Origin of the sequence: Desulforhopalus singaporensis (assembly GCF_900104445.1) — a bacterium.
In the GTDB taxonomy this organism is placed as follows: Bacteria; Desulfobacterota; Desulfobulbia; order Desulfobulbales; family Desulfocapsaceae; genus Desulforhopalus_A; species Desulforhopalus_A singaporensis.
Map to the genome: position 1 here is coordinate 170,633 of NZ_FNJI01000001.1, position 21,826 is coordinate 192,458.

Genomic DNA, 21,826 nt, shown 5'->3' on the forward strand with positions numbered 1-21,826 from the left:
TAAAGGTTGCTGACGGCTTCCGGCAACCGGCTGATTCCAAATGAACCGGGGTGGTGTAGTAACGATTGGGCCATCAGCGCAGCACCGCCTCGGTCCATGCCTCGATCCATTTTTCACGGTTCATCTCTATGGCATCGGGGCTTACGGTTGCCGGATCTTCGGCCACTTTTGCATGTTTGACAAAAACCTCCGGGAGGGTCGCTTCGCTGTTGCTTGGAAAAACAAACATCTTCAGCGGGATGTCTTCCTGGAAACTGCGACTGAGCATGAAGTCGATGAATTTTTCAGCCAGCGGACCGTTCTGGGTGTTTTTGAGAATACCGGCGAACTCGATCTGGCGAAATGCCGATCCCGCGGTCACAACTGCTGCAGTCGGTGCTTCCGCAAGCTCCTTTTCGGCGTAATAGACTGCGGCGGGTGGGCTTGAGGCGTAACTCACGACGATCGGCCGGTCGCCCTTGGATGCCGCCGTAAAGTGTCCGAAATATGCGTCTTCCCAGCCTCCCGTCACCAAGACGTCGTTGTTTCGTAATTTTTTCCAGTACGCGATAAAATCGTCTTCACCATATTTGCCGACGGTTGCCAGCAGAAAGGCCATGCCCGGTGACGAGGTCGCCGGGTTCTGCACAACGGTAAGCCCTCTATAAGCGGGCAGAACAAGATCGTCCAGTGATGAGGGGGGGAGCAAATCATGCTGCCTGAACCACTGTTTGTCGTAGTTGAGACAGACGTCGCCGTAATCGACCGGCAGCAACCGGTGTTGCTTATCAAGCTGCAGTTCGGCAGGGATCTTGGCCAGCAGGGGAGAATTGTAGGGTCTGAAGATATCGCCTTTTATGGCTCGTGAAAAAAAAGTATTGTCAACCCCGAAAAACAGATCGGCCATCGGGTTTTCCCGGGAGAGGATAGCCTGGATAAGCGCTGCTCCCGCATCTCCTGCCTTGAGGATGCGCACCTTTACCCCGTGCTCTTTTTCAAAGCCTGCAAGCACCTCTTTTGAGACGTTGAAACTGTCGTGGGTCATAAGGGTCAACGATTTTTCTGCCGCCGCAGGCTGCACACAAAGCGCAAAAAGTATGACCAGGACAGGGACTGATCGAAATAATGCTGTCATAATTTTCCTCCATTGATTAATCGGTGACGATCCCGGCAACAACCTTGATAACCAATAAAAAAAAGCCGCCTTTGGAAGAGACGGCTACGTTGCGTTTCCCTCCGCCGGCATTACCCGGATCAGGTTCTGCGGTCGGGTTTGCAACCCCTCTCAGCCCGCCACTATCGAGCTCCCGCAGGGGCGATTATACCATATGGTATAGTCGGAACCAATGTAAGAATGACGGAGGTTGCAAAAGGATGGGGAGAGTTGGTTGAAAAAAAGATGCCTTGATATCTGGCAAGGCTCAGCGGGAGAGCCGAGGTTTTCCCCGGGATACGCGGGCAGCACCGCAGGCAGATTGCGGGGGGAGAACTTATCTTTGCAGCAGCACGATGGTCTCGATATGGTGAGTTTGCGGAAACATGTCGATAGGCTGTACCGTCGTTACGGAAAAACCTTTGGCGCAGAGGTTTTCGAGGTCCCGGCACAGGGTGGCCGGGTCGCAGGATACATAGATCAGTTTATCCCTGGTCAGGCGACCAAGTTCTGCGCTCAGGTCGGGAGCACCCTGCCTGGGGGGGTCGATGATGACGCAATCGAACCGGGCACCATCCTCGATCAGGCTGCGGCAACCCTGGTGAACAGGGCTTTTGATGAATGTGCAGTTGGTAATATCGGCTACTTCTGCGTTTTTTCCTGCGCTGCGTATGGCGCTGCCCTGACCCTCGATTCCGGTAATATGTTGTGCAGTCTGTCCCAGGGCGATAGCGAAATTGCCCATTCCGCAGTAGAGGTCGAGCACCGTGTCCCGACCGCTGAGATCTGCAAGGTTGATGACCTCTTTTATCATCTGCCGGTTTTGATTGAGGTTGACCTGGCAGAATCCGCCCACCTCCCAATTGAGCTGCAGCTCTTTTCCTGACTCGAAAAAATCCGGATAGATGACACTGAGATGGTTGTGAGCCAAAGTGGTTGCATCGCCAAAAGGGCCCTGGATGGGAAAATCCGCTCCGGTGAAAAAGATTCGTTCCACACAGTCAACAGCTTTGCAGAGGGTGACCGCCCGGTTTTTGTCAGCCGGTCGAATTCTGCGTTTGAATTTGAAGATGCAGACCGTTGACCCTGTCGCCGGGTTAAGCAGCAGTTCGACTTCCGTAGACAACCCAACAAGGTCCCGCCCCTGCTGGTTCTGCTGTATCCGGTACACTGTTTCCACGATTGCATCCGGGGCCAGTAGACATGAATCCACTGCAATGATCTCGTGGGACCTGTAACGATTAAAGCCGAGCTGGCCGTTTTCATTGACCTGCAGACGGATACGCTGCCGATAGTGAAACTGCTCGGGCGAGCCCGACACCGGGCAGATCTTGTCCTGGATATCTGGTGGCAGAAATTCGCTGCGGCGTTGAAACAGATCGGCCAGGATATCTTTTTTGACGGTCAGCTGGGTGGCGTAATCGGTGTGCTGCAGATCGCAGCCGCCGCACCGTCCGTAGTATGGGCAGGGTGGATCAATCCTGTCGGGGTGCGGTTTGACAACTTCGACCGGGGTGCCGATGAGATAGTTCTTTTTTCCCCTGCGGACGGATACCGTAACGGTTTCTCCGGGAAGCACCTGGTTGACCAGCACTATCTGTCCCGAAGGAAGATGGGCGAGGCCGTACCCGCCGTGGACGATTTTTTCTATTGATACTGTCTGGGTTGCCATCTTCCGCTTACAGGTGGATTTAATAGTTTGTAATGAGTATTATAACTGTGATCTGATCCAGCGGACACGATGTGCGGTCCATGCACATGAACATGGCAGGTAATCGGCCCGGTGACGCCACTATATACGATCTCGAGAAGATATCACAGCGTTCCCGGTTGTAAAAGGAATAATCCGTCACCCGAACCACCAGGGAAACTATTGCAGTTAATCATCGCACCCTTGTTGAAGTTTCGAAATCTATTGCTGGTCGGTCTGGTCTTTCAGTTGCTGACCAGGCCTGCCTGTGCCGCCGTGGAGGTCAGGGTGGTGGTGAAAGGCGTCGAGGGCGCCCTCTACGATAATGTGCTCTCCCGTCTGTCCATTAATCTGCAGAAGGAAAACGCCCGGCTGCAGGTTGCGGGTATGTACAAGCTCCATGGCAAGGCCACAGCCGACATTGAAGATGCCCTTGCCCCTTACGGATATTACCATCCAGCGGTTACCTCCAGCTTAAGACCGGGCGATGACGGCTGGGTCGCCGAATATGTTATAGACAAGGGTGAACCGCTGATAATAAAGGAGGTAGATCTGTGTCTTTCAGGCAGTGGGAAGAGGAGCAGGACTCTTGAGCTGGCCCTGCAGAGTTTCGCCCTGAGAAAAGGGGAAATCCTTGATCAGACCGTCTACGAAAAGGAAAAAAAGAGGCTTGTCAATGCTGCCATCGCCCTGGGGTTTCTTGATTCCGGTTTTTTGCGAAAAAAAATAACAATCAACCGCGCAGACAACAGCGGCGAGATAGATCTCTGCCTTGAAACGGGAAGACAGTATGTGTTCGGCGAAACCTCAGGCGGAGAAAATGTGATACGCAAGAGTTTGATGGACCGTTTTCTGCCGTACAAAAAGGGGGAGCCGTTTAGCGAGGTGAAGCTTTACGAGCTGCAGTCCACACTCTACCGTACCGATTATTTCCGGGAGGTTCGGGTATGGGCCGACAAGGACTCGGCCTCGGCCGACAGGGTTCCGGTGGTGATCGATGCGGTCGCGCCGGATAATCTCAACAAATACAGTTTCGGGGTGGGATTCGCCACCGACACCGGAGTCAGGGCAAAGGTCGACTGGCGAAACCGCCTGTTCAACGACCGGGGCCATAAGATACAGGCAGGGCTGCTCATGGCCGAATTTGAAAAAAGTCTGTCACTGACCACCCAGATCCCAAGAAAAGACCCCCGGTACGATATGCTGGTACACAGCCTCGGCTATCAAGACAAAACCTGGGAAAACACGACGACCAGACTGATAACCGCATCGGTCGCCCAGGAACATTCCGGGCCACGGTTCAAGTTCGGTATCGGACTGGAGGTGCGTGACGAGGTGTACGATGTCGGAAGCACGCGGGGCGACGCAACCATGCTGATCCCGTCGCTCAACGGCGGGGTGGTGTTCGCCGACAACATTCTCAACACCACCAACGGACTACAGTTTTCGGTCGGGGTGCTGGGGGCTCTTGAAAATGTCCTGTCCAATGTCAGCTTTTTACAGGGAACCGTCAACGGAAAGGCTATCTTCACCCCGGTAAAGGGGGTGAGGCTTATCGGCAGGGCCTCGTTCGGGGCAACCCTGGTTGACTCCAGCAATGACCTGCCGCCGTCACTGCGATTCTACACCGGTGGAGATACCACCATCAGGGGATACCAGTATCGATCCATCGGGACCAAGGACAGTTCCGGAGAGGTGATCGGCGGCAAGTATCTCAGCGTGCAGTCCATTGAGGTTGAGAAAATCCTGGGTCAGTACTGGAGTGTCGCGACGTTCTGGGACGGGGGGCTCGCCTCGGACGACCTGCAGCTCGATTACTCCCAGGGGGTGGGCGCCGGGCTCAGGTTTCGTCTGCCTTTTGGCCAGGTGAGGCTGGATGTGGCATCGGCAGTAACGGAAGACGGCCAACCGTTCATGGTGCATCTTAACGTTGGGGGTGATTTCTGATGAAGAAACGGTACCTGTTGTCTGGCGCCCTGGTTGTCTTGTCAGCCGTTCTTTTCTTTTTGCTCGCAACAACTGCAGGCTTGCAGCTGCTGTGGAAGGGGGCGTTTCTTGCGACCGGCGGTCGGATTGTAGTCGGTGAGATCAGCGGTACTCTTTTGAAAAACGTGGTTGCCAAAGACCTGAGGTTTGGGGCAGGCAACAGCCTGGTTGAGATTGACAGGGTCGAACTTACCTGGCAGGGGGCGAAGATCCTGCAAAAAGAAATAGTCATCAACCGTCTTGGCGTCGACAGGGTGAGGGTAACGTTGCAGCAGCCACCGGCGGCTGATTCACTGGTCTCCGGGACTTCCGTTGCTGAAAAGTCAGCTGACAGTGTTGATTTACGGTCTCTGTACTCTATGATGCCGGATATACTGGTCGATAATCTGCAACTTGACGACTTCAGGCTGGTTGGCAATGACAACAGCGAGCTGTTGGTTGTCGACTCACTGGATTTCAAGGGGTCGCTGACGAACAATCGCGTGGGTATCAACCGACTGCGGATAGCGGGACCGGATCTTGGATTTACCGCCGAAGGAAATATGGCGCTGGACGGCGACCGTAGTCTTGACTTGACGGGGCAATGGCGTCTGGCCGGGTTCGGGTTCCATCCGATGACCGGCAGGTATTCTTTCAGCGGCCCGCTGCTTGGGCTCGCCGTTGAGGTTGCGATGGAGACTCCAGGGGATATAAAGGTTGCCGGTGTCGTAAAAAATCTCACCGGCGATCCTCAGTGGGTGGCGACGCTTGATGCCCTCGGGGTCGATCTTTCGCTCTGGATCAAACACTGTCCACCTATTTTCCTCAGGCAGGTGCACGGCGATCTCTACGGCGATTTCGCCAGTTACCTGGGACTCGTCGAGGCCGACGGCGATTGGGCGATGTATCGGGACATGCACCTGACAACGGAGCTTGACGGCGACGGGTGGGGAATTTTATTCAAGCGCCTGCGCATCAATCACGGCGGGGGGAGCGCGGTGGGTGACAACTCTTCAATTTCCTGGGAAAAGTTGTTTTCATGGCGTGCCGGTATAGTCGTTGATAACTTTAATCCGCAGGTTTTTGCCAACGCATTGTTCGGTTCCGTCGGCGGCCGTTTCAACTCCATCGGCGATGTGACCGAGGACGGGCTTGACGCTTCGTTTGACATAGAAAAACTATCCGGCAGTCTCAATGGGCTGGAGGCGTCTCTTGAGGGTCGGCTCAATTTGACCGAAAAAGGACTGTTCAGCGATGGGCTGGTGGTGCAAAGTGGCGATAATAACGGGGTCGCCCGACTGGAACATGGCGAATTCATCTGGGATCGCAAGCCTTCGTGGAAATCCGCTGTCCGGTTCGACGGGTTTAACCCCGCGGTGTTTCATCCGGAGTTTGGTGGCAGGGTGGACGGCCGCGTTATGGCCCAAGGATACTGGAACGACCGGGGGCTGTTCGGCGATCTGCAGGTCTTTGATGTCAAGGGTGTTTTGCGGGGCCAGAAGCTGAACGGCGAAGGGGCGGTGAATATATCGGAAAACAGCGTAGCCACCTCGGGACTGACGGTCGGACTCGGTCCCTCTTCGCTTCGCCTGAGCGGTGGAGTCGGGGATGAAAAGACCTTGACTTTTGAGTTGTTGTCCACCGATCTGTCCACCTTGGTCCCGGACATGCGGGGAAAGCTTTCGGCCAAGGGAGCGGTTGCAGGGGTAAAAGATGATACCCGGCTGCACCTTCTTCTTGATGCAGAGCGATTCGGGTATAAAGATCTGCAACTGGGCACGCTGCAGGGTGAGATTGACGCAGCCCCTTCGAAAACAGGTGTAATAAAAGGTGGGATCAGTTACCAAAAACTTGCGTTTTCCGGGCTGAAACCTTTTGACGGCACGGTCGAATTTGGTGGTACCAGGAATGATCATAGCGGAACCATCGCGGTTACGGGGAATGGCTTCAGCGCAAAGGGGCGGTTTGCCGGGAGTTATGGGCAGGAGGGATGGCAGGGACGGTTGTCTTCCATGCAGGCGTATAGTCCGGTGAGCGGTGCAGTGAGCCAGAACGACCAGGCTGTTCTTGCCGTGGATCGCAACCGGTTGAGCCTTGAGGGGCTGTGCGCCGGGGCAAGGGGTGCGACAAAGGACGGCCACGGCAGGGGGCCGGCCACCGAAGTCTCCGGATGTATTAGCGGAAAGCTGGATTATCAGGACGAGTTGTCCTGGGATCTGAACGCTCATCTGGACCAGAGTTCTCTTGCCTGGTTTGCATCTTTTTTCAAAAGATCAATGCTTGGCGGCGGTACAGTCGGCGGGGATCTCTTCTTTGCAGGAGATGGTCAGGCAATCAAAAAGGGGCAGGCAGACCTGCAGGCGCAGAATGTGCAACTGATCCTCGACGACGTTGGTCATGGGGCCATGGATGGTCTGTTTCTTCCCAGTGCCGGTTTCAGCATGACCCTGAAGAATAAATCGTTTTTTGGGTCCGGTAGCGTGCAAGAGCAGGATGGAGGGGGGCTGGAATTCGATCTCCGGGTAGATAATGCGGGAGATTTTACCTTTGATCCTGAGCAGCTGCCGATTGCCGGGAAAGTCACTTTTTCCGACTTTGAAGCGGGGATGTTCGGTAATCTCAGTCTGTATGCTATCCAGCCGAGCGGTTCGATAAACAGCGTGCTTACCATAGACGGTACTCTGAAAGTGCCCCGGCTGACTGGCAAGGTCGATCTGCTGGACGGCGGACTCTATCTGCCCTACCAGGGGATCACCCTCAAGGATGTATCGCTTGAACTGGCTGCAACTCCCACCGGTGCAAGGATTGGCGGAACCGCTTCGTCGGGTGGGGGCCTTATGGATGCTGACGGAAAAATCGAATATCAGAAATCCGGGCCGACCGGTACCATCAATCTCAAGAGCAACGATTTTTTGCTGGTGGACCTGCCCGAATACTCCCTGACTGTTGACTCCGATGTAGTTTTCACCTTCAACCGTGAGCGTGGCACGATAGCCGGCGTCGTCACCGCAACAGAAGGGCTGGTGGCACCTGAAGAACTTCAGGATTCGGTGTCTGTTTCAGAAGATGTCGTGATCGTTGATGCAGTTGATGATGCGCAATCCTCAAGCGGTTGGCCGTTGTTCCTTGACCTGCATGTCTTTCTCGGCGACCGGATCATGATTGACGGGTATGGATTGCGCGGCAGACTCACCGGCGACCTGCTGGTGGAGACGACGCCTTCCAATTTTATTGTTGGCAGGGGGGAACTTGACCTTGTCGAGGGGGGCTATTCCATTTATGGGCGTGCTTTTGATATTGAGCGGGGCCGGTTTGTTTTCAGCGGCGGACCTATTGATAACCCCGGTATAGACGTGCGGGCGCAAAAAAAAGTAGGTTCGGAGACCGCGCTCAGTGAAGGATACACCGTGGGAGTGGATATCAGCGGATTGGTGCATAACCTGCAGTTCCGGCTGTTCTCCGATCCCTATATGGAGGATACCGAAATCTTGTCCTATCTGATCATGGGGCATTCCCTTGCCGGGTCAACCCAGAAAGACGGCAGTCTGCTCAAGGCGGCGGCCTCAAGCCTCGGCCTGGGGGAGGGCAGCAAACTGGTTGAGGATCTGGGAAAAATATTTATCGATGACGTGCACTTTGAAGGGAATGCCAGGGAAGAGAACATCTCCGTCGTTCTTGGCAAACGGATAACCGAAGACCTTTATGTCGGCTACGACTACAATATGTTCAGTGAACTTGGACAGTTCCGCGTGCGTTATGATCTTGTCAAGGGGTTCCGGGTCGAGACGAGCAGTTCTATCGAGTCGACGGGGGCAGACCTGCTCTATTCTTTTGAGCGATAGTCCCCCGATGTACATCGGGGCGATGATTCGGGGCGGCTGGTCAGGGTGATATCTGCTCGAACCTGTTCAAAGACAGGTTCTTGACCACCCTGTCTGCCGGGAACACCTTTGCGTTCATTACGATGTAGACGCCGAAAGGCAGGGCCTGTACCGCTCCGACAGCACATCCTATGTTGAAAACTGCATCACTGGTCTTGAATAACGCCGGTTCAAGCGCACCGGTAAAGACTATGGTTTTATCTTTCAGGCTAAGCAGGCTGCGGGCGGTTTTCACCATGGTGTCGGTGCCGTGGGTGACAAGTATGCGGGGGCAGGGCTCTGTTGCGATATGGTCATGGAGAAGTTTCCTGTCCTCCCTGGTCATGTCGAGGCTGTCTTTACGCATCAGGGAGGTTACGGTAAAGGTGATCGACAGGTTCAGTTCACCAAGAACTTTTTCAACGTTGGGCGGACCCACCTCATAACGGCTCTTGGCGTCGAAATAGACTTTATCGATAGTACCTCCGGTTGCTACGATTGCTAGATCCTTCATGGCACCTTCCTGACGGGATAAAGAATTAACTTGTATTTTTTGTTAGAAATACACATCTGTTACCGGATTGTCTGCGGAAAAAGAAGCTGTGCGGTTTATCCGTGTATCTTGTCCGGGGATCTGATAATTGTTGTTTTAAGTACATACAGAGGTGTTGCAGTACAGAAGTGTCGCACTACGCAACGGATCAAGTATACCAGCGGAATAACAATATGGCAAAAAAGAAGGGAAAAACCATACTGGTGGTCGATGACGAACAGGTGCATCGCTATATGCTCTGCAAGATGATAACCCAGTGGGGGTGGCGCTGCGTCGAAGCCGATGACGGTACAACGGCAGTCAGGGCGGTTGAAGAAAACAGTTACGACGCGGTGCTGATGGATGTGCGGATGGCGAGAATGGACGGGCTTGAAGCGTTTACCAGGATCCAGAAGATTCAGCCGGATCTGCCGGTTATCATCATGACGGCATACTCGTCCGTCGACGATGCGGTGGAAGCTATCCAGCAGGGAGCCCACGACTATCTGACGAAACCGTTGGATTTCGACCGTCTCCGCCTGGCCCTTATGCGCGCGGTCGATCACCGGCAGGTGGAGAAGAGGAAAAGGAGTCCGTCCGGATCAGGCAAGGAGTTGACCACCTCGATAATAGGATCGTCGACGCCGATGAAAGAACTGCTCGAAATGGTCGAGTACGTGGCGCCCACCGAAGCAACGGTACTTATTTACGGAGAATCCGGTACGGGAAAGGAATTGGTGGCGGAAGCGCTGCACGTCAACAGTGACCGTGGCCTGCAACCGTTTGTCAAGGTCAACTGCGCTGCCCTGGCCGAGAGTTTGCTTGAATCGGAACTCTTTGGCCATGAAAAGGGTGCGTTTACCGGGGCAGACAGGAGAAGAGAAGGGAAATTTGTACAGGCGGACGGCGGCACGCTGTTCCTCGATGAAATCGGTGAGACCTCCCAGGCGATGCAGGTCAAGCTGCTCCGCGTCCTGCAGGAACAGGAACTGCAAAGGGTCGGCGGAGAGGAAACCGTTCATATCGATGTACGGGTTATTGCCGCGACCAACCGAAACCTTGAGGAGATGGTAGGTAACAACGAATTTCGTGAAGACCTCTTCTACCGGCTCAATGTGGTGATGCTAACGGTTCCGCCGCTTCGGGACAGAGGCGGGGATATAAGGCTTCTGGCGCAATATTTTGCTGAAAAATTTGCCGAAAAAAATCGTCGGAACTTTGACAAGATAACAGATGAGTGTCTCGACTGTCTGACCCGTTACAGTTGGCCGGGAAACGTTCGTGAACTGGAAAACGCCATTGAAAGAGGCATAATACTCATGCGGGGAACTGAGTTGACGGAAAAAACGTTGCCGCTGTCGATTCAGAACAACGGCTTCAACAGCGACCGCAGCCCTGCAGAGGAAGAGCCGCAATCACTGTTTGAAGCGGAAAAGCAGCTTATCCTGAAGACCCTTGAGGAAACCGCCGGCAACAAGAGTGAAGCGGCAAGACGGCTGGGTATTACCAGAAAAACCCTGCAGAACAAGTTGAACCGTTATCGCCGCTAGAGCAACCGGTTTGTGTTGTTTGTCAATTTTCTCTGTTCAGCCCTGACTTCGCTGCCATCTTTGGAACCAGTCCTTTTTTGTAGCCATGCCTTTTTTACAAAGCCGGTCATGGTTTTTTGTCAAATGGTCAGGCTGGATTTATCGGAACTTTTCCTTGTCGTCAATATTGTCCCGGCATTACTTGACAATAAAAAATCCGCTACTTATTGTTGGCACAAGTTTGAACCAAGGCGTTGGACCAGGCCCGAGACGCAGGGTCTTGTTCATATTGAACTGGCATCGATTTTTGCAAGAAACAGGAGGAGTAGGTGAGTGAGGTCAAGGTAAACGAAGAGGCGCAGGAAAAAACCGCAGCGGAGCTGGAAGCGGAGGAGGCGGCAATGGCTGCCGAGCAGAGATCAGCCGGTGAGGACGTGCAGGAAGAGCAACCCGGTGGTTCTGAGGCTGAAACCGAGGAAGGCGGGGAAAATCAGGTTGTCGACGCCGAGGCTGAGCTGGCCAGGGTCAATGAGGAAATCGCCGAGTTGCGCGACAGGATGTTGCGTGGTGCCGCGGAAAATGAAAATTTTAAGAAACGTATCGAGCGGGAGCGCCAGGCAAGCCTGAAATATGCCGGTGAGACAATCTTCAGGGAGATCCTGCCGGTGGTCGATAATCTCGAGCGTGCGGTAGGGCAAGGCATTACCGAAGGGGTGGATGCCGAAAAAAATCTCAAGGCGCTGCTTGAGGGCGTCGAACTCACGCTTAAAAGTTTGGTCGGCATCCTGGAAAAATTCGAGGTCAAACCGATAGAAAGTGTCGGTCAGCCTTTTGATCCCCAACACCAGGAAGCCTTGACAATGGAAGCGACGGATAAAGTTCCCGCCAACCATGTCGTTACTGAGTTTGAAAAAGGATATTATTATAAGGATAGATTGCTGCGTGCTGCAAAGGTCATTGTCTCTTCAGGGGAAAGTAAATAACTACGCAGGGGAAAGGCCGATTCTTCTAAAAAGCCTCTGATTCCTTGACAAATAGTGGAAGATGACAACTGTAGAGTGGGTTGCAACAAACACAGCAATAATTACATTATGAAGAACGCCGGACGGAGAGATGATCCGCTGCTGAGATTGATCTAAGGAGAAAAAAAAGATGGGTAAAATTATCGGAATAGATCTGGGTACCACCAACTCTTGTGTGGCAATTATGGAAGGGGGAGAACCCAAGGTAATTGCCAACGTTGAAGGAAATAGGACAACACCGTCAATTGTCGCCTTTAACGATAATGGAGATCGGTTGGTGGGACAAGTTGCCAAACGTCAGGCTGTTACCAACCCGACGCGCACACTTTACGCAATCAAACGCCTCATCGGCAGGAAATTCGTTGACGCGGAAGTGCGACGATCGATTGAAATCAGTCCATTTAAAATCGTCGAGGGAACCCATGGCAGCGTCTCGGTAGATGTTGACGGAAAAGTGTACCGGCCCGCGGAAATATCGGCGATGATTCTCGCCAAAATGAAGCAGACTGCTGAGGAGTATCTGGGAGAGGAGGTTACCGACGCGGTTGTTACCGTGCCGGCATATTTTAACGACTCCCAGCGCCAGGCAACCAAGGATGCAGGGAAGATAGCCGGGCTCAATGTCCAGCGGATCATCAACGAACCGACCGCAGCCTCCCTGGCCTATGGGCTTGACAAGAAAGGGGAAGAAAAAATAGCGGTATTCGACCTTGGCGGCGGCACCTTTGATGTATCGATTCTTGAGATCGGCGACGGTGTATTCGAGGTTAAATCCACCAACGGTGATACGTTCCTCGGTGGAGAGGATTTCGATATGCGGATTGTCAACTGGCTCGCCGATGAGTTCAAGCGTGAGCAGGGAATCGATCTCAGAAGCGACAAGATGGCCCTGCAGCGCCTCAAGGAAGAGGCGGAAAAAGCGAAGATGGAGCTCTCCACCACCAAGGAGACCGATATCAACCTGCCATTTATCACTGCCGACGCCTCCGGGCCCAAGCACCTCAATATCAAACTGAGCCGGGCAAAGCTTGAAACCCTGGTCGAGGATCTCATTGATCGTACGGTCAACCCCTGTATGACCGCATTAAAAGACGCAGGACTGTCACCCTCGGATATCAACGAGGTAATCCTCGTGGGCGGGATGACCCGTATGCCCAAGGTGCAGGCCAAGGTGGCTGAGATTTTCGGCAAGGATCCCCATAAAGGCGTGAATCCCGATGAAGTCGTGGCCATCGGTGCGGCGATTCAGGGCGGTGTACTCCAGGGTGATGTCAAGGATGTACTTCTTCTCGATGTTACCCCCCTGTCGCTGGGTATTGAAACTCTGGGCGGGGTAACCACCAAACTGATCGAGAAGAACACCACCGTTCCGACCAAGAAAAGCCAGATCTTTTCAACTGCGGCCGACAACCAGCCGGCAGTGTCGATTCACGTGCTGCAGGGTGAGCGGGAAATGGCCCAGGACAACAAGGCCATCGGCCGTTTTGAGTTGACCGATATTCCACCGGCACCCAGAGGGGTTCCCCAGATCGAGGTTACCTTTGACCTCGACGCCAACGGGATACTCTCGGTATCGGCCAAGGATCTTGGTACCGGCAAGGAACAGTCGATTCGTATAACCGCATCTTCCGGGCTGACCCAGGAGGAAATCGACCGCATGACCAAGGATGCTGAACTGCATGCGGAAGAGGACAAGAAGCGCAAGGAGCTGATTGAAACCAGGAACTCAGCCGATGCCCTGGTGCACGCCACCGAGAAAAGCCTGAAGGATCTCGGAGACAAGGTCGACGCCGAGACCAAGGCCAACGTTGAGCGTGAAATGGAAAATGTTAAAAAGGTCAAGGATGGCGACGACACCGAAGCGATCAAAGCCGCAATCGAGAGTTTGACCCAGGTCTCCCACAAGCTGGCAGAGATGATGTATCAGCAGGCTTCCAAGGAGAACCCGGACAGCGGCCCAGCAGGAGCTGGCGGGGGCAAGACCAAGAAAGACGATGACGACGACGTCGTTGACGCTGACTTTGAAGAAGTAAAATAACGGCTCTTCGTACAAGCGGCCGGCAATTGCCGGTGTAGCCGCCTGCAGCCGAAAAAATGGGAGCGGGGAAAAATATTTCCCTACTCCCATTTTTTTATATTTTGCGGTATGGTAGCGCCTTGTTGTGCGATATAGCGTTGTTATCTGTTCATCATTTACTTACCAGACAGTCATGAAAATATTATCAGGCATTCAACCTTCCGGTCAGCTTCATATAGGAAATTACTTCGGCATGATGCAGACCATGATCTCCAATATGGAGAGTTCCGAACTCTATGTGTTTATCGTCGATCTGCACGCCTTGACATCGGTGCATGACAGGGAAAAACTGGCCACGGGCACCCTTGAGGCGGCGGCGGATTTCCTCGCGCTGGGGCTTGATCCGGATAAATGTATCTTCTGGGTACAGTCGGATGTGCCGGAAGTGTGTGAGCTGATGTGGGCGTTGTCGACGATTTCGCCGATGGGACTGCTGGAGAGGTGCCATTCCTATAAAGATAAAGTCGCCAAGGGGATCGCCCCCAGTCACGGGCTGTTCTCATATCCGGTGCTCATGGCGGCTGATATTCTCTTGTATCAGGCGGACCGGGTTCCGGTGGGCAAGGATCAGAAGCAGCACCTGGAGGTGGCGCGCGATCTGGCGATAAAATTCAACAACCAGTATGGAGAGACCTTTGTCGTGCCGGAACCGGCTATCAGTGAGACTACCGCTATAGTTCCCGGTATCGATGGGCAGAAGATGTCCAAATCCTACGGAAACACCATTCCCATTTTCCTCGAAGGCAAACAGCTCAAGAAACGGGTCATGGCCATTGAGACCGACGCCACCCCGGTGGAAATGCCCAAGGATCCGGATAACTGTAATCTCTATAAGCTGATGCAGCTTTTTGCCGATAAAGAGCGGATGGAACAGATTCATTCCCTCTATGTGAACGGCGGCGCCGCTTACGGATACCTGAAGCTTGAACTGCTTGACCTGCTCAATGAAAAATTCGGCAAGGCCAGAGAGAAAAAGAAAGAATATCTGTCGGATCCGCAAATGCTCCGTGCCATTCTCGCCAAAGGGGCCGATAAGGCAAGGGAGAAAGCGACCGTAACCCTTGATCTTGTTCGCGACAGGATCGGGCTCAGCTATTGAAGGAGGGAAAATGCCCTACGGAATAGATCGCCAGGAGGGGCTTGAACTGCTCAAGGCTCACGTTGCCAGCCGCAATCTCGTCAACCATTGCCTTGCGGCGGAAGCGGTGCTCCGGGCTACAGCCCAAAAGCTGGGCGAGGATGTGGAAAAATGGGGATTGGCGGGACTTCTGCACGACCTCGACGTCGAAACCCAGACGGATCTTGACACCCACACCAGGGAAACGGTAGAGATCCTGGAAAAGATTGGGGTGAACAGCGAAATAGTCGAGGCTGTACGGCTCCATAACACCCAGGCGTGGCCCGGCGAAAAGCGGACCAGCCCTTTCCATCACGCGGTGGCCGCGGGCGAGACAATCACCGGGCTGATTATTGCCGCCGCCCTGGTTAATCCTGCCAGAAAACTGAGTGCGGTGAAGCCCAAGTCGGTAAAAAAAAGATATAAGGAAAAGGCGTTTGCAAGGGGGGCGGACCGCGAAATAATAGCGGAGTGCGAGCTGGCGGGTATCCCCCTGGCGGAGTTTTGTGAATTGAGCCTGGCGGCGATGCAGGATATAGCCGGGGAAATAGGGCTCTGAGCAACCATAAGAGGGCAACCCGCCCTCTGTCATTGCTTGTTGGCTGCAGCTGACGCAACAAAGGGACGGCCGTTTTTCGGCCGTCCCTTTGTTGTTTCGTTTACCCTGTTTGAGCTGTTACTTGAAATCAACCAGCTCGACATCGAAAACCATGTAGGCGTTCGGCGGTATCGGGCCCCGGCCGGAAACCCCGTATCCGAGATCCGGCGGGATGATTACCACTCGTTTTTCACCTTTTTTCATCGACAGCAGCGCTTCTTCCCATCCCTTGATGACCTGTCCCTGGCCTACGGGAAACTGGATCGGTTGCTTGCGGTCGTAGGAACTGTCGAATTTTTGCCCGTTGAGCAGTTTGCCGGTATAGTGAACTGTCACCTGGGCTCCTTTGGCCGGGGTGTCGCCACTGCCTTCCTCTACCACAACGTATTTCAGCCCAGAGGGGGTGGTGACGGCATCGGGCCACTGGCTCTTGATTGTTTCCTGCTCTGCTTCCATAGCTGCAAGAGCTTTCGCCTTCTGGTTCTTTTCGTAGTCTGCCAGCAGTCGGTCAAAGGCTTCCTGGTCGCTTTCAAAGGCTTCGGCTTCCTCGCCGACCCGGATAATTTCCACCGAGTTTATGAGGTCGTCTCCCTTGATGGCGTTGACCACATCCTGGCCCTTTACAACGTGGCCGAAAACCGTGTGTTTGCCGTCAAGCCACGGTGTCGGTACGTGGGTGATAAAAAACTGGCTGCCATTGGTCCCCGGCCCGGCGTTGGCCATCGACAGGATACCAGCTCCTGAGTGGGTCAGGCTCGGATCAATCTCGTCGGGGAAGGTGTAACCAGGCCCTCCGGTTCCGGTTCCAAGGGGACATCCGCCCTGGATCATGAAGTCCGGAATCACCCTGTGAAATTTCAGGCCGTCGTAAAATCTGTCGCCGTTTGCTTTGGCGCCACCGCCAAGGTCTTTGGTGCCTTCTGCCAGGCCGACAAAATTGGTTACTGTAAGAGGCGTTTTCTCAAACTCGAGCATACAGAGAATTTCGCCCTTTTCGGTATCGAATTTTGCGTAAAGACCATCCTTAAGATTAGATTGTGCCATTCCTGATTCTCCAGATAATAATATAATGAATAGTGTTAACACGGTCAAAGCCAGAACTTTATACATAGATTCTCCTTTTGCAATGGTTGTACTTCAAAAAGTAAGATAATATTACCGTTTTTTGTGTGAATTAACCGGTCTGGCGGCGTGCGCCCCAAACCTGGCCCAGGACCGCCTGGGTCGTATCACACCCGTTTTACGGGTGTCCTGCCGGTCTGGCCGGCAGCTCAGGGCGAAGCTCTACGTTGAACTTGATCTCACGGGATGACCGCAATACCGTTATCGCGACGGTTTCCCCTCCGTCCTTGTCAAGCATCGCGGCTTTCACGTCGATCATGTCGTGTATCTGCCTGCCGTCAAGCTCTATGAGAATATCGTTTTTTTTCAACCCCGCATGCTCGGCTCCACTACCTCCAAGGACACTGTCCACTTTCAGCACCATCTGGTCGTTCTCCTCGCTGACCAGGACAACACCTATTTTCGGCAACTGCGGCAGCTGCGCTGCCTCGGAAATGAAAAAATAGTCCGCAAGCCCGGGGGCAAAAGCGCCAAAACTGTCGCCAGAGATGTTTACCACCGAAGCCTGCTGCACGCTCAGCCTTCTGGCAACTCTTGGCGGAATACCCGAATCCTTTCTGGTGTGCTGGGCTCCGGCAAGGACAATTATCCTGGTTGTCGGATTTTGTTTGAGATAGTTGCTGATATTACTGGCCATGGTTTCGTCCCACAACCCCTGGGCCTGGATGAAGCCGCTGAAAAAGCCTGAACCGTGTCCTCCGCTTTGGTGGATGTTGTGTATGGCTTCCAGCCGTTGCCGGTAGCCGGCAATATCAAGGTCACGGGTCTTAGGCAGGGATGCCAGAACCTGCGGGTCAAGTCCGTCGGTGTCGCCGTCGCGGAAAACACCGGACACAATTTGCCGGTCAAGATTGATGCCGATAACTGGAACTTTGTTTTTTTTTGCGAAATTGATTATGTCGCGGTAATAGCGGTAATCGAAGCGCCACACGTTAAAATAGTCAGACTGTCGCAAGAAGGCCGCTTCGTCGATGCTGTCCTGGGCCAGGATGTATGAGTCAAGAGCATCCTGGGAGGTGACTGGGAACATTTCCATACCAATTGCCAGATCATCGTGTTTGGCATGGATCGCCTCGATCAGGCGCAGCTGCAGCAGATGATCGCTGAGCGAGGTGTGCTGTTCCCCGACATAGATCACCCGGTTTTCCATGAGCTTGTCGACCACCCCGTCAAAACCGGAAATCTCTTTGGTGGCCCCGCCGTCCGGCAATTCGGTGACGGGGATGACGATGCCGTTTTCAGTCCGCTCCGTTTCGGCCTTGGTTTTTCTGCCATCGCTGAAATGCAGAAAGGAGTACTTGCCGTAATGTTTCAGCCTTCGGGCAACCGCCGCCGACTCCTGTCTTGAGCTGCTGCTGAGAAGGACCGCGGTCTTGCCGGGGACAAGCGGATGGTGCCGGACATCGACGGTGACCCCTGCTGCCGGCCGGTGGACGGTACCGAACAGTGTTGTAACCGGCAACTGATCGACGCCAAGAAGCAGGAGGCTGCGACTACCGAGGTCCTTGTTGCGTACTTCGTCGGCGGAGACTACGATGGTATCTTCGTTGGCAAAGAGCGAAAGGATCGGTTGGTATTTTTCCTCTTCTCCTGCTGTGGTTACGATCAATTTGTCGGCAGCCCCGAGAAACCGGGACAAGACTGCAGGATACTCATTGTCTGAGAGCCGGCGTAAAAAAGTGTAGTCCGGGTCCACCTCAAGGGTTAAGGGAGTGTCGTCGAGTTCGATGTTGACGGTTTGTTTTGCAGCGCCGGTTTCGATCACTTTGGTTACAGTCGCAGAAAGGGTGGTAACGCGCACCGGGACACGCAGAACGAAAGGGTCGTCGGTGAGCTGCCTGATGTCAAAAGTAAGGGTGATGTTTGTGCCGCTCCTTTCAACACCAATATTTTCAACTGCAAGCTCGGGAATTGATGTGCGGTTGAGCCTTTCGTCAAAGAACCGCTGCAGATTTTTGCCGCCGGCTGCTGCAAAACTGTGCATTAGGTCTTGCCAGGAAGCGCTTTTGCCGTTGTAGTTTTTGTAGAAAAGGCGAAGGCCGTCGGTAAAAGAGGCTGTGGTGATTTTTTCTCTGAGTTCATGGAAAAAAAGCACGCCGCGGTTGTAGCCGACCGCACGGCGATTTTGCGCCAGCGGCTGATTGTGGTCCGCTGAAACAAAATCGGCCAGCGGGATCGTCTCTTCAGTGTCGGTGTAGCTGAGATATTTGACGATATTTTCCTTGCGGCTGCTGCGCCCTTCGCCCTGCTGTTCCCTGAAGCTGTAGTCGCTCAGGTAAGAGGTCAGCCCTTCACACCAGTTCCCAGTGGCCCCGTCAACCTGGACTCCGTTGCCGAACCATGAGTGGACTATCTCGTGGCCAAGGGAGGTGGTAACGATAAAAGGCAACCGCAGCACCGTCTGTCCCAGCAGGGTGAAAGTCGGCATCCCGTATCCTGTGGGTAGCCGGTTGGCGACGATGACATAATGGCTGAAAGGGTATTGACCAAGCTTTTGCTCATATCCTGCAAGAAACTCGGCCGCCTGTTCGAGATATCGCAGGGATAACGCCTGATCTTCACTAAAAAACATCGTATAGACATCGAGCCCCGGTCTGACGGTACGGCTGGCAAGGGTGTAGGGGCCGGCGATAAAATGAATGGTGGTTGTCGGATTGGAGTATGACGCCCTGAAACGGTTGCCTATTTTTTGTAGTGGAAAGCTGTCCGATTCCGTGATAGCTTCAAAGCCGTCGGGAACCTCTGCCGAAAGGGAAAACAGCACCGGTGTCTGCGGAACCGGGTACCAGGCGCTGAGAAGCGATATGGCGTCTGGTTCGATATAGTTCTCTTGTCCGTGCTGCGATATTTTTTTGCGGTAGGATATAAAAAGAGTCCTGTCATTCGGGTCTTCGGGAAGAATGAGAACGTCGCCGCCACTGTTGACCGTTTGCTCCCGGCCATTGCTCTGCTGCAGCAGTGTGCCGGTCACTTCAAGACCTGTAAGCGACAGGGCCAGTCCGTTGCCCGGGGGAATTGTTATCCTCGCTGTTCCAGTCATAAGATGTTCTCTTAGCTGGAAGCTGATCGCCAGATCATAGTTCAGAATGGCGGCCTCCGGGATGACCGGTTGCGCCTGGGACAGGGTGCAGACGGTCAAGAGCAGGAACAGAGCAGCTGCGTACTGGACAAATTGGGGAAATCGTATCATGTTCGCGTATCCGTTTCTGGTTGGTGCATATTCGGTCACTGTTCAGGAATTGGCGAGTGAAAGAATAGTGTCGATTGGTATAGATTGCATAAAAAAACAAGCGATGGGCATGGTAAACAGGCAAAAAAGTAAAAAGGGGACCTTTTTGAAAACCGTTCGGGGCGGAGGCCGGAGTGGCCGCGATGTCGTGAAAAATATAAAAATTGTCGGAATCAACGGGCGCTATACCCATTCCTGCCTTGCCCTTTTCTATGTCAGGAATGAGCTGGAAAAAAATTGCGCCGATGTTGATGTTCAACTGCTGCAGTTTACCATAAATGACAATTATTACGAAACATTATTGCAACTCACCGCAAGCCGCCCGGCATCTATTTTCTTTTCTGCGGCGATTTGGAACAGCACCCTGATAGAAAAGCTTGCCCTCGATCTGCACCAGTGTCTTCCCGGTTGCCGGATTGTTATAGGAGGTCCCCAGGCCCAGGTGTTGCGCGATAAGCTGGAGGTTGACAATACAACGTTTGTCATTGGCGAGATAGAAGCGGTCGGCGGCGAGTTCTATCTCGACCTTAAGGCGGACCGGTTGAAAAGGTGCTATTCAGGATCTTTTTCCCCGAAACAGCAGCGCTGGTTTGACTTTCCCTATCGACAGGACGATTTTGCCGACCACCTGCTCAATAGGCATATTTATTACGAAAGTTCAAGGGGGTGCCCGTTTCGCTGCAGCTACTGTCTTTCCGCTGTGGAAAAGGGGGTCTTCCATAAAGATATAAAAACGGTGGAACTTGAGTTGCTGCAAATTCTTCAACACCGGCCAAAGGTCGTCAGGTTCATAGACAGAACCTTCAACGACGTCGCCGACAGGGCCCTTGCAATATGGCGTTTTCTCGCTGAAAACGGCGGAAAGACCCTTTTCCATTTCGAGATAGCCCCGGATCGTTTCAGTGAAGAAATGTTCACGTTTCTGGAAAAGATGAATCCGGGCCGTTTCCAGTTTGAAATAGGCATCCAGTCCACACACCCCAAAACCCTGGAGGCCGTTAACCGGAAGACAGATCCGGCAGTGGTCCTGCGGAATATTGGGCGTCTGGCAGAAATGGGCAATATTCATCTCCACGTAGATTTGATCCTCGGCCTGCCATTTGAGACCAGGGACAGTTTCGCCGACTCATTCAGGTCGGTGTTCGCCATAGGCGCCCATTATATCCAGATGGGGCTGCTGAAGATTCTACCCGACACCCCGCTTTGCCACGTTGCCCGGGAATATGGATATCTCAGCAGCAAGGAACCGCCGTATGCGGTCCTGGAAAATCGCTGGCTGGATCATGCCGCCTTGAGTGAGCTGTACTGGTTTTCAGAGTGTGTGGAAAAATTTTTGAACAATCGATATTTCGTCACCTTCTGGAAACATTTACGAACCCGGAAGGTCGATATTTACCGTTTTTTTGAGATGCTGCTCGCCCGGTGCAGAAGAGAGGGTTTTTTTTCGCGGGGAGCCACCCAGGAGTTGATGTGCCATCATTTGGCCGGGCTGGTCCGTGATCGCGATGACAGCGCCCTGCTGCTCGAGCTGCTGAGATACGACTGGCTGCGGTGCAATCATCGTTTTCTTCCCGACTGCCTCCTGGCCGATGGAATATTCGAGCAGCCCCAGCAGACCAGGTCAACTCTTTACCGGACGATGCCGGCAGAACTGGCCGGCGTTTTTACCAGGAACAACAGGAATCAGTTTTTCCGTAAATCGTTTTTTCTGCGGGTGTCGGCTGAGGCGGCAACTATCCTCGGATTTGATCCGGTACAAGACGGTATCTGTCTCTGTTTTCTGCCCGTCCGCGCGGACGGGCTGTTTGGCTTTAATAAAGTCCTGCAGCTGTCTGTGTCGGGCGCTCCTGAGAAAGGAGTTGATCAATAGTGTCTAAAAGTTATAGTTTATAGTTGTCTGGGTATCGGCAGAATCGGCGGGGGAAAACCGGGAAGTTATATTCAAGGAGAGAA

13 protein-coding genes and 1 riboswitch are annotated in these 21,826 nt (G+C 53.5%); of the genes, 8 read left to right on the forward strand and 5 right to left on the reverse strand.

Translation table 11 applies throughout. The features are described from left to right. Positions 1–73: 73 nt before the first annotated feature. Complete coding sequence (locus BLQ17_RS00765; protein ID WP_092218777.1) at positions 74–1,114, reverse strand: thiamine ABC transporter substrate-binding protein; 1,041 nt, start codon at positions 1,112–1,114, stop codon at positions 74–76. A 79-nt stretch (positions 1,115–1,193) separates the two neighbouring features. Further along, positions 1,194–1,300: riboswitch (TPP riboswitch) on the reverse strand. A 169-nt stretch (positions 1,301–1,469) separates the two neighbouring features. Further along, on the reverse strand, positions 1,470–2,804 hold the full coding sequence (rlmD, locus tag BLQ17_RS00770; protein WP_092218779.1) for a 23S rRNA (uracil(1939)-C(5))-methyltransferase RlmD: 1,335 nt from the start codon (positions 2,802–2,804) through the stop codon (positions 1,470–1,472). Between the two features lie 225 nt (positions 2,805–3,029). Here rlmD and BLQ17_RS00775 point away from each other — a divergent pair, with 225 nt between their 5' ends. Continuing rightward, the gene (locus BLQ17_RS00775) at positions 3,030–4,769 is read left to right on the forward strand and encodes an autotransporter assembly complex protein TamA (protein ID WP_092218781.1); all 1,740 of its coding nucleotides are present in this window, start codon (positions 3,030–3,032) and stop codon (positions 4,767–4,769) included. Then, entirely contained in the window at positions 4,769–8,629 is a 3,861-nt protein-coding gene (locus BLQ17_RS00780; protein WP_092218783.1) for a translocation/assembly module TamB domain-containing protein, read from the forward strand. The genes BLQ17_RS00775 and BLQ17_RS00780 overlap by 1 nt, the downstream gene beginning before the upstream one ends. A 40-nt stretch (positions 8,630–8,669) precedes the next feature. Here BLQ17_RS00780 and BLQ17_RS00785 read toward each other — a convergent pair whose 3' ends face one another. After that, positions 8,670–9,161, reverse strand: a complete 492-nt coding sequence (locus tag BLQ17_RS00785; protein WP_092218785.1) for an asparaginase domain-containing protein — start codon at positions 9,159–9,161, stop codon at positions 8,670–8,672. 212 nt (positions 9,162–9,373) lie between these two features. Between BLQ17_RS00785 and BLQ17_RS00790 the strand changes: the two genes are divergently transcribed. From BLQ17_RS00790 to BLQ17_RS00810, 5 genes are all read left to right on the forward strand, one after another. Continuing rightward, a complete protein-coding gene (locus BLQ17_RS00790; RefSeq protein ID WP_092218787.1) occupies positions 9,374–10,729 on the forward strand; it encodes a sigma-54-dependent transcriptional regulator in 1,356 nt (451 codons plus the stop codon). A gap of 308 nt (positions 10,730–11,037) precedes the next feature. Next, positions 11,038–11,691, forward strand: coding sequence for a nucleotide exchange factor GrpE (locus BLQ17_RS00795; protein ID WP_245694909.1), 654 nt, complete (start codon positions 11,038–11,040; stop codon positions 11,689–11,691). A gap of 169 nt (positions 11,692–11,860) precedes the next feature. Then, complete coding sequence (gene dnaK, locus BLQ17_RS00800) at positions 11,861–13,768, forward strand: molecular chaperone DnaK (protein ID WP_092218789.1); 1,908 nt, start codon at positions 11,861–11,863, stop codon at positions 13,766–13,768. 172 nt (positions 13,769–13,940) lie between these two features. Further along, entirely contained in the window at positions 13,941–14,906 is a 966-nt protein-coding gene (gene trpS / locus BLQ17_RS00805) for a tryptophan--tRNA ligase (RefSeq protein ID WP_092218791.1), read from the forward strand. Between the two features lie 10 nt (positions 14,907–14,916). Continuing rightward, positions 14,917–15,483, forward strand: a complete 567-nt coding sequence (locus tag BLQ17_RS00810) for an HDIG domain-containing metalloprotein (protein ID WP_092218793.1) — start codon at positions 14,917–14,919, stop codon at positions 15,481–15,483. A 117-nt stretch (positions 15,484–15,600) separates the two neighbouring features. On the opposite strand, the gene BLQ17_RS23350 is transcribed toward BLQ17_RS00810, so the two are convergent. Together BLQ17_RS23350 and BLQ17_RS00820 are read right to left on the reverse strand one after the other, a co-directional pair. Continuing rightward, complete coding sequence (locus tag BLQ17_RS23350; RefSeq protein WP_092218795.1) at positions 15,601–16,632, reverse strand: peptidylprolyl isomerase; 1,032 nt, start codon at positions 16,630–16,632, stop codon at positions 15,601–15,603. A 130-nt stretch (positions 16,633–16,762) separates the two neighbouring features. Next, positions 16,763–19,834 carry a ChaN family lipoprotein gene (locus tag BLQ17_RS00820; RefSeq protein ID WP_092218796.1) on the reverse strand — a complete coding sequence of 1,024 codons (3,072 nt, stop codon included), beginning with the start codon at positions 19,832–19,834 and terminating at the stop codon, positions 16,763–16,765. On the opposite strand from BLQ17_RS00820, the gene BLQ17_RS00825 reads away from it, so the two are divergent. After that, positions 19,833–21,743 (forward strand): B12-binding domain-containing radical SAM protein, encoded by a 1,911-nt coding sequence (locus BLQ17_RS00825; RefSeq protein ID WP_176761022.1) that lies wholly within the window; start codon positions 19,833–19,835, stop codon positions 21,741–21,743. The genes BLQ17_RS00820 and BLQ17_RS00825 overlap by 2 nt on opposite strands. The last annotated feature ends 83 nt before the right edge of the window (positions 21,744–21,826 follow it).

Excerpts from the sequence above, each read along its gene's own strand:
- BLQ17_RS00765 (WP_092218777.1), bottom strand. The coding sequence starts at position 1,114 with ATGACAGCATTATTTCGATCAGTCCCTGTCCTGGTCATACTTTTTGCG.
- rlmD (WP_092218779.1), bottom strand. The coding sequence starts at position 2,804 with ATGGCAACCCAGACAGTATCAATAGAAAAAATCGTCCACGGCGGGTAC.
- BLQ17_RS00780 (WP_092218783.1), top strand. The coding sequence starts at position 4,769 with ATGAAGAAACGGTACCTGTTGTCTGGCGCCCTGGTTGTCTTGTCAGCC.
- BLQ17_RS00785 (WP_092218785.1), bottom strand. The coding sequence starts at position 9,161 with ATGAAGGATCTAGCAATCGTAGCAACCGGAGGTACTATCGATAAAGTC.
- BLQ17_RS00790 (WP_092218787.1), top strand. The coding sequence starts at position 9,374 with ATGGCAAAAAAGAAGGGAAAAACCATACTGGTGGTCGATGACGAACAG.
- dnaK (WP_092218789.1), top strand. The coding sequence starts at position 11,861 with ATGGGTAAAATTATCGGAATAGATCTGGGTACCACCAACTCTTGTGTG.
- trpS (WP_092218791.1), top strand. The coding sequence starts at position 13,941 with ATGAAAATATTATCAGGCATTCAACCTTCCGGTCAGCTTCATATAGGA.
- BLQ17_RS00810 (WP_092218793.1), top strand. The coding sequence starts at position 14,917 with ATGCCCTACGGAATAGATCGCCAGGAGGGGCTTGAACTGCTCAAGGCT.
- BLQ17_RS23350 (WP_092218795.1), bottom strand. The coding sequence starts at position 16,632 with ATGTATAAAGTTCTGGCTTTGACCGTGTTAACACTATTCATTATATTA.
- BLQ17_RS00825 (WP_176761022.1), top strand. The coding sequence starts at position 19,833 with ATGTTCGCGTATCCGTTTCTGGTTGGTGCATATTCGGTCACTGTTCAG.
- BLQ17_RS00820 (WP_092218796.1), bottom strand. The coding sequence starts at position 19,834 with ATGATACGATTTCCCCAATTTGTCCAGTACGCAGCTGCTCTGTTCCTG.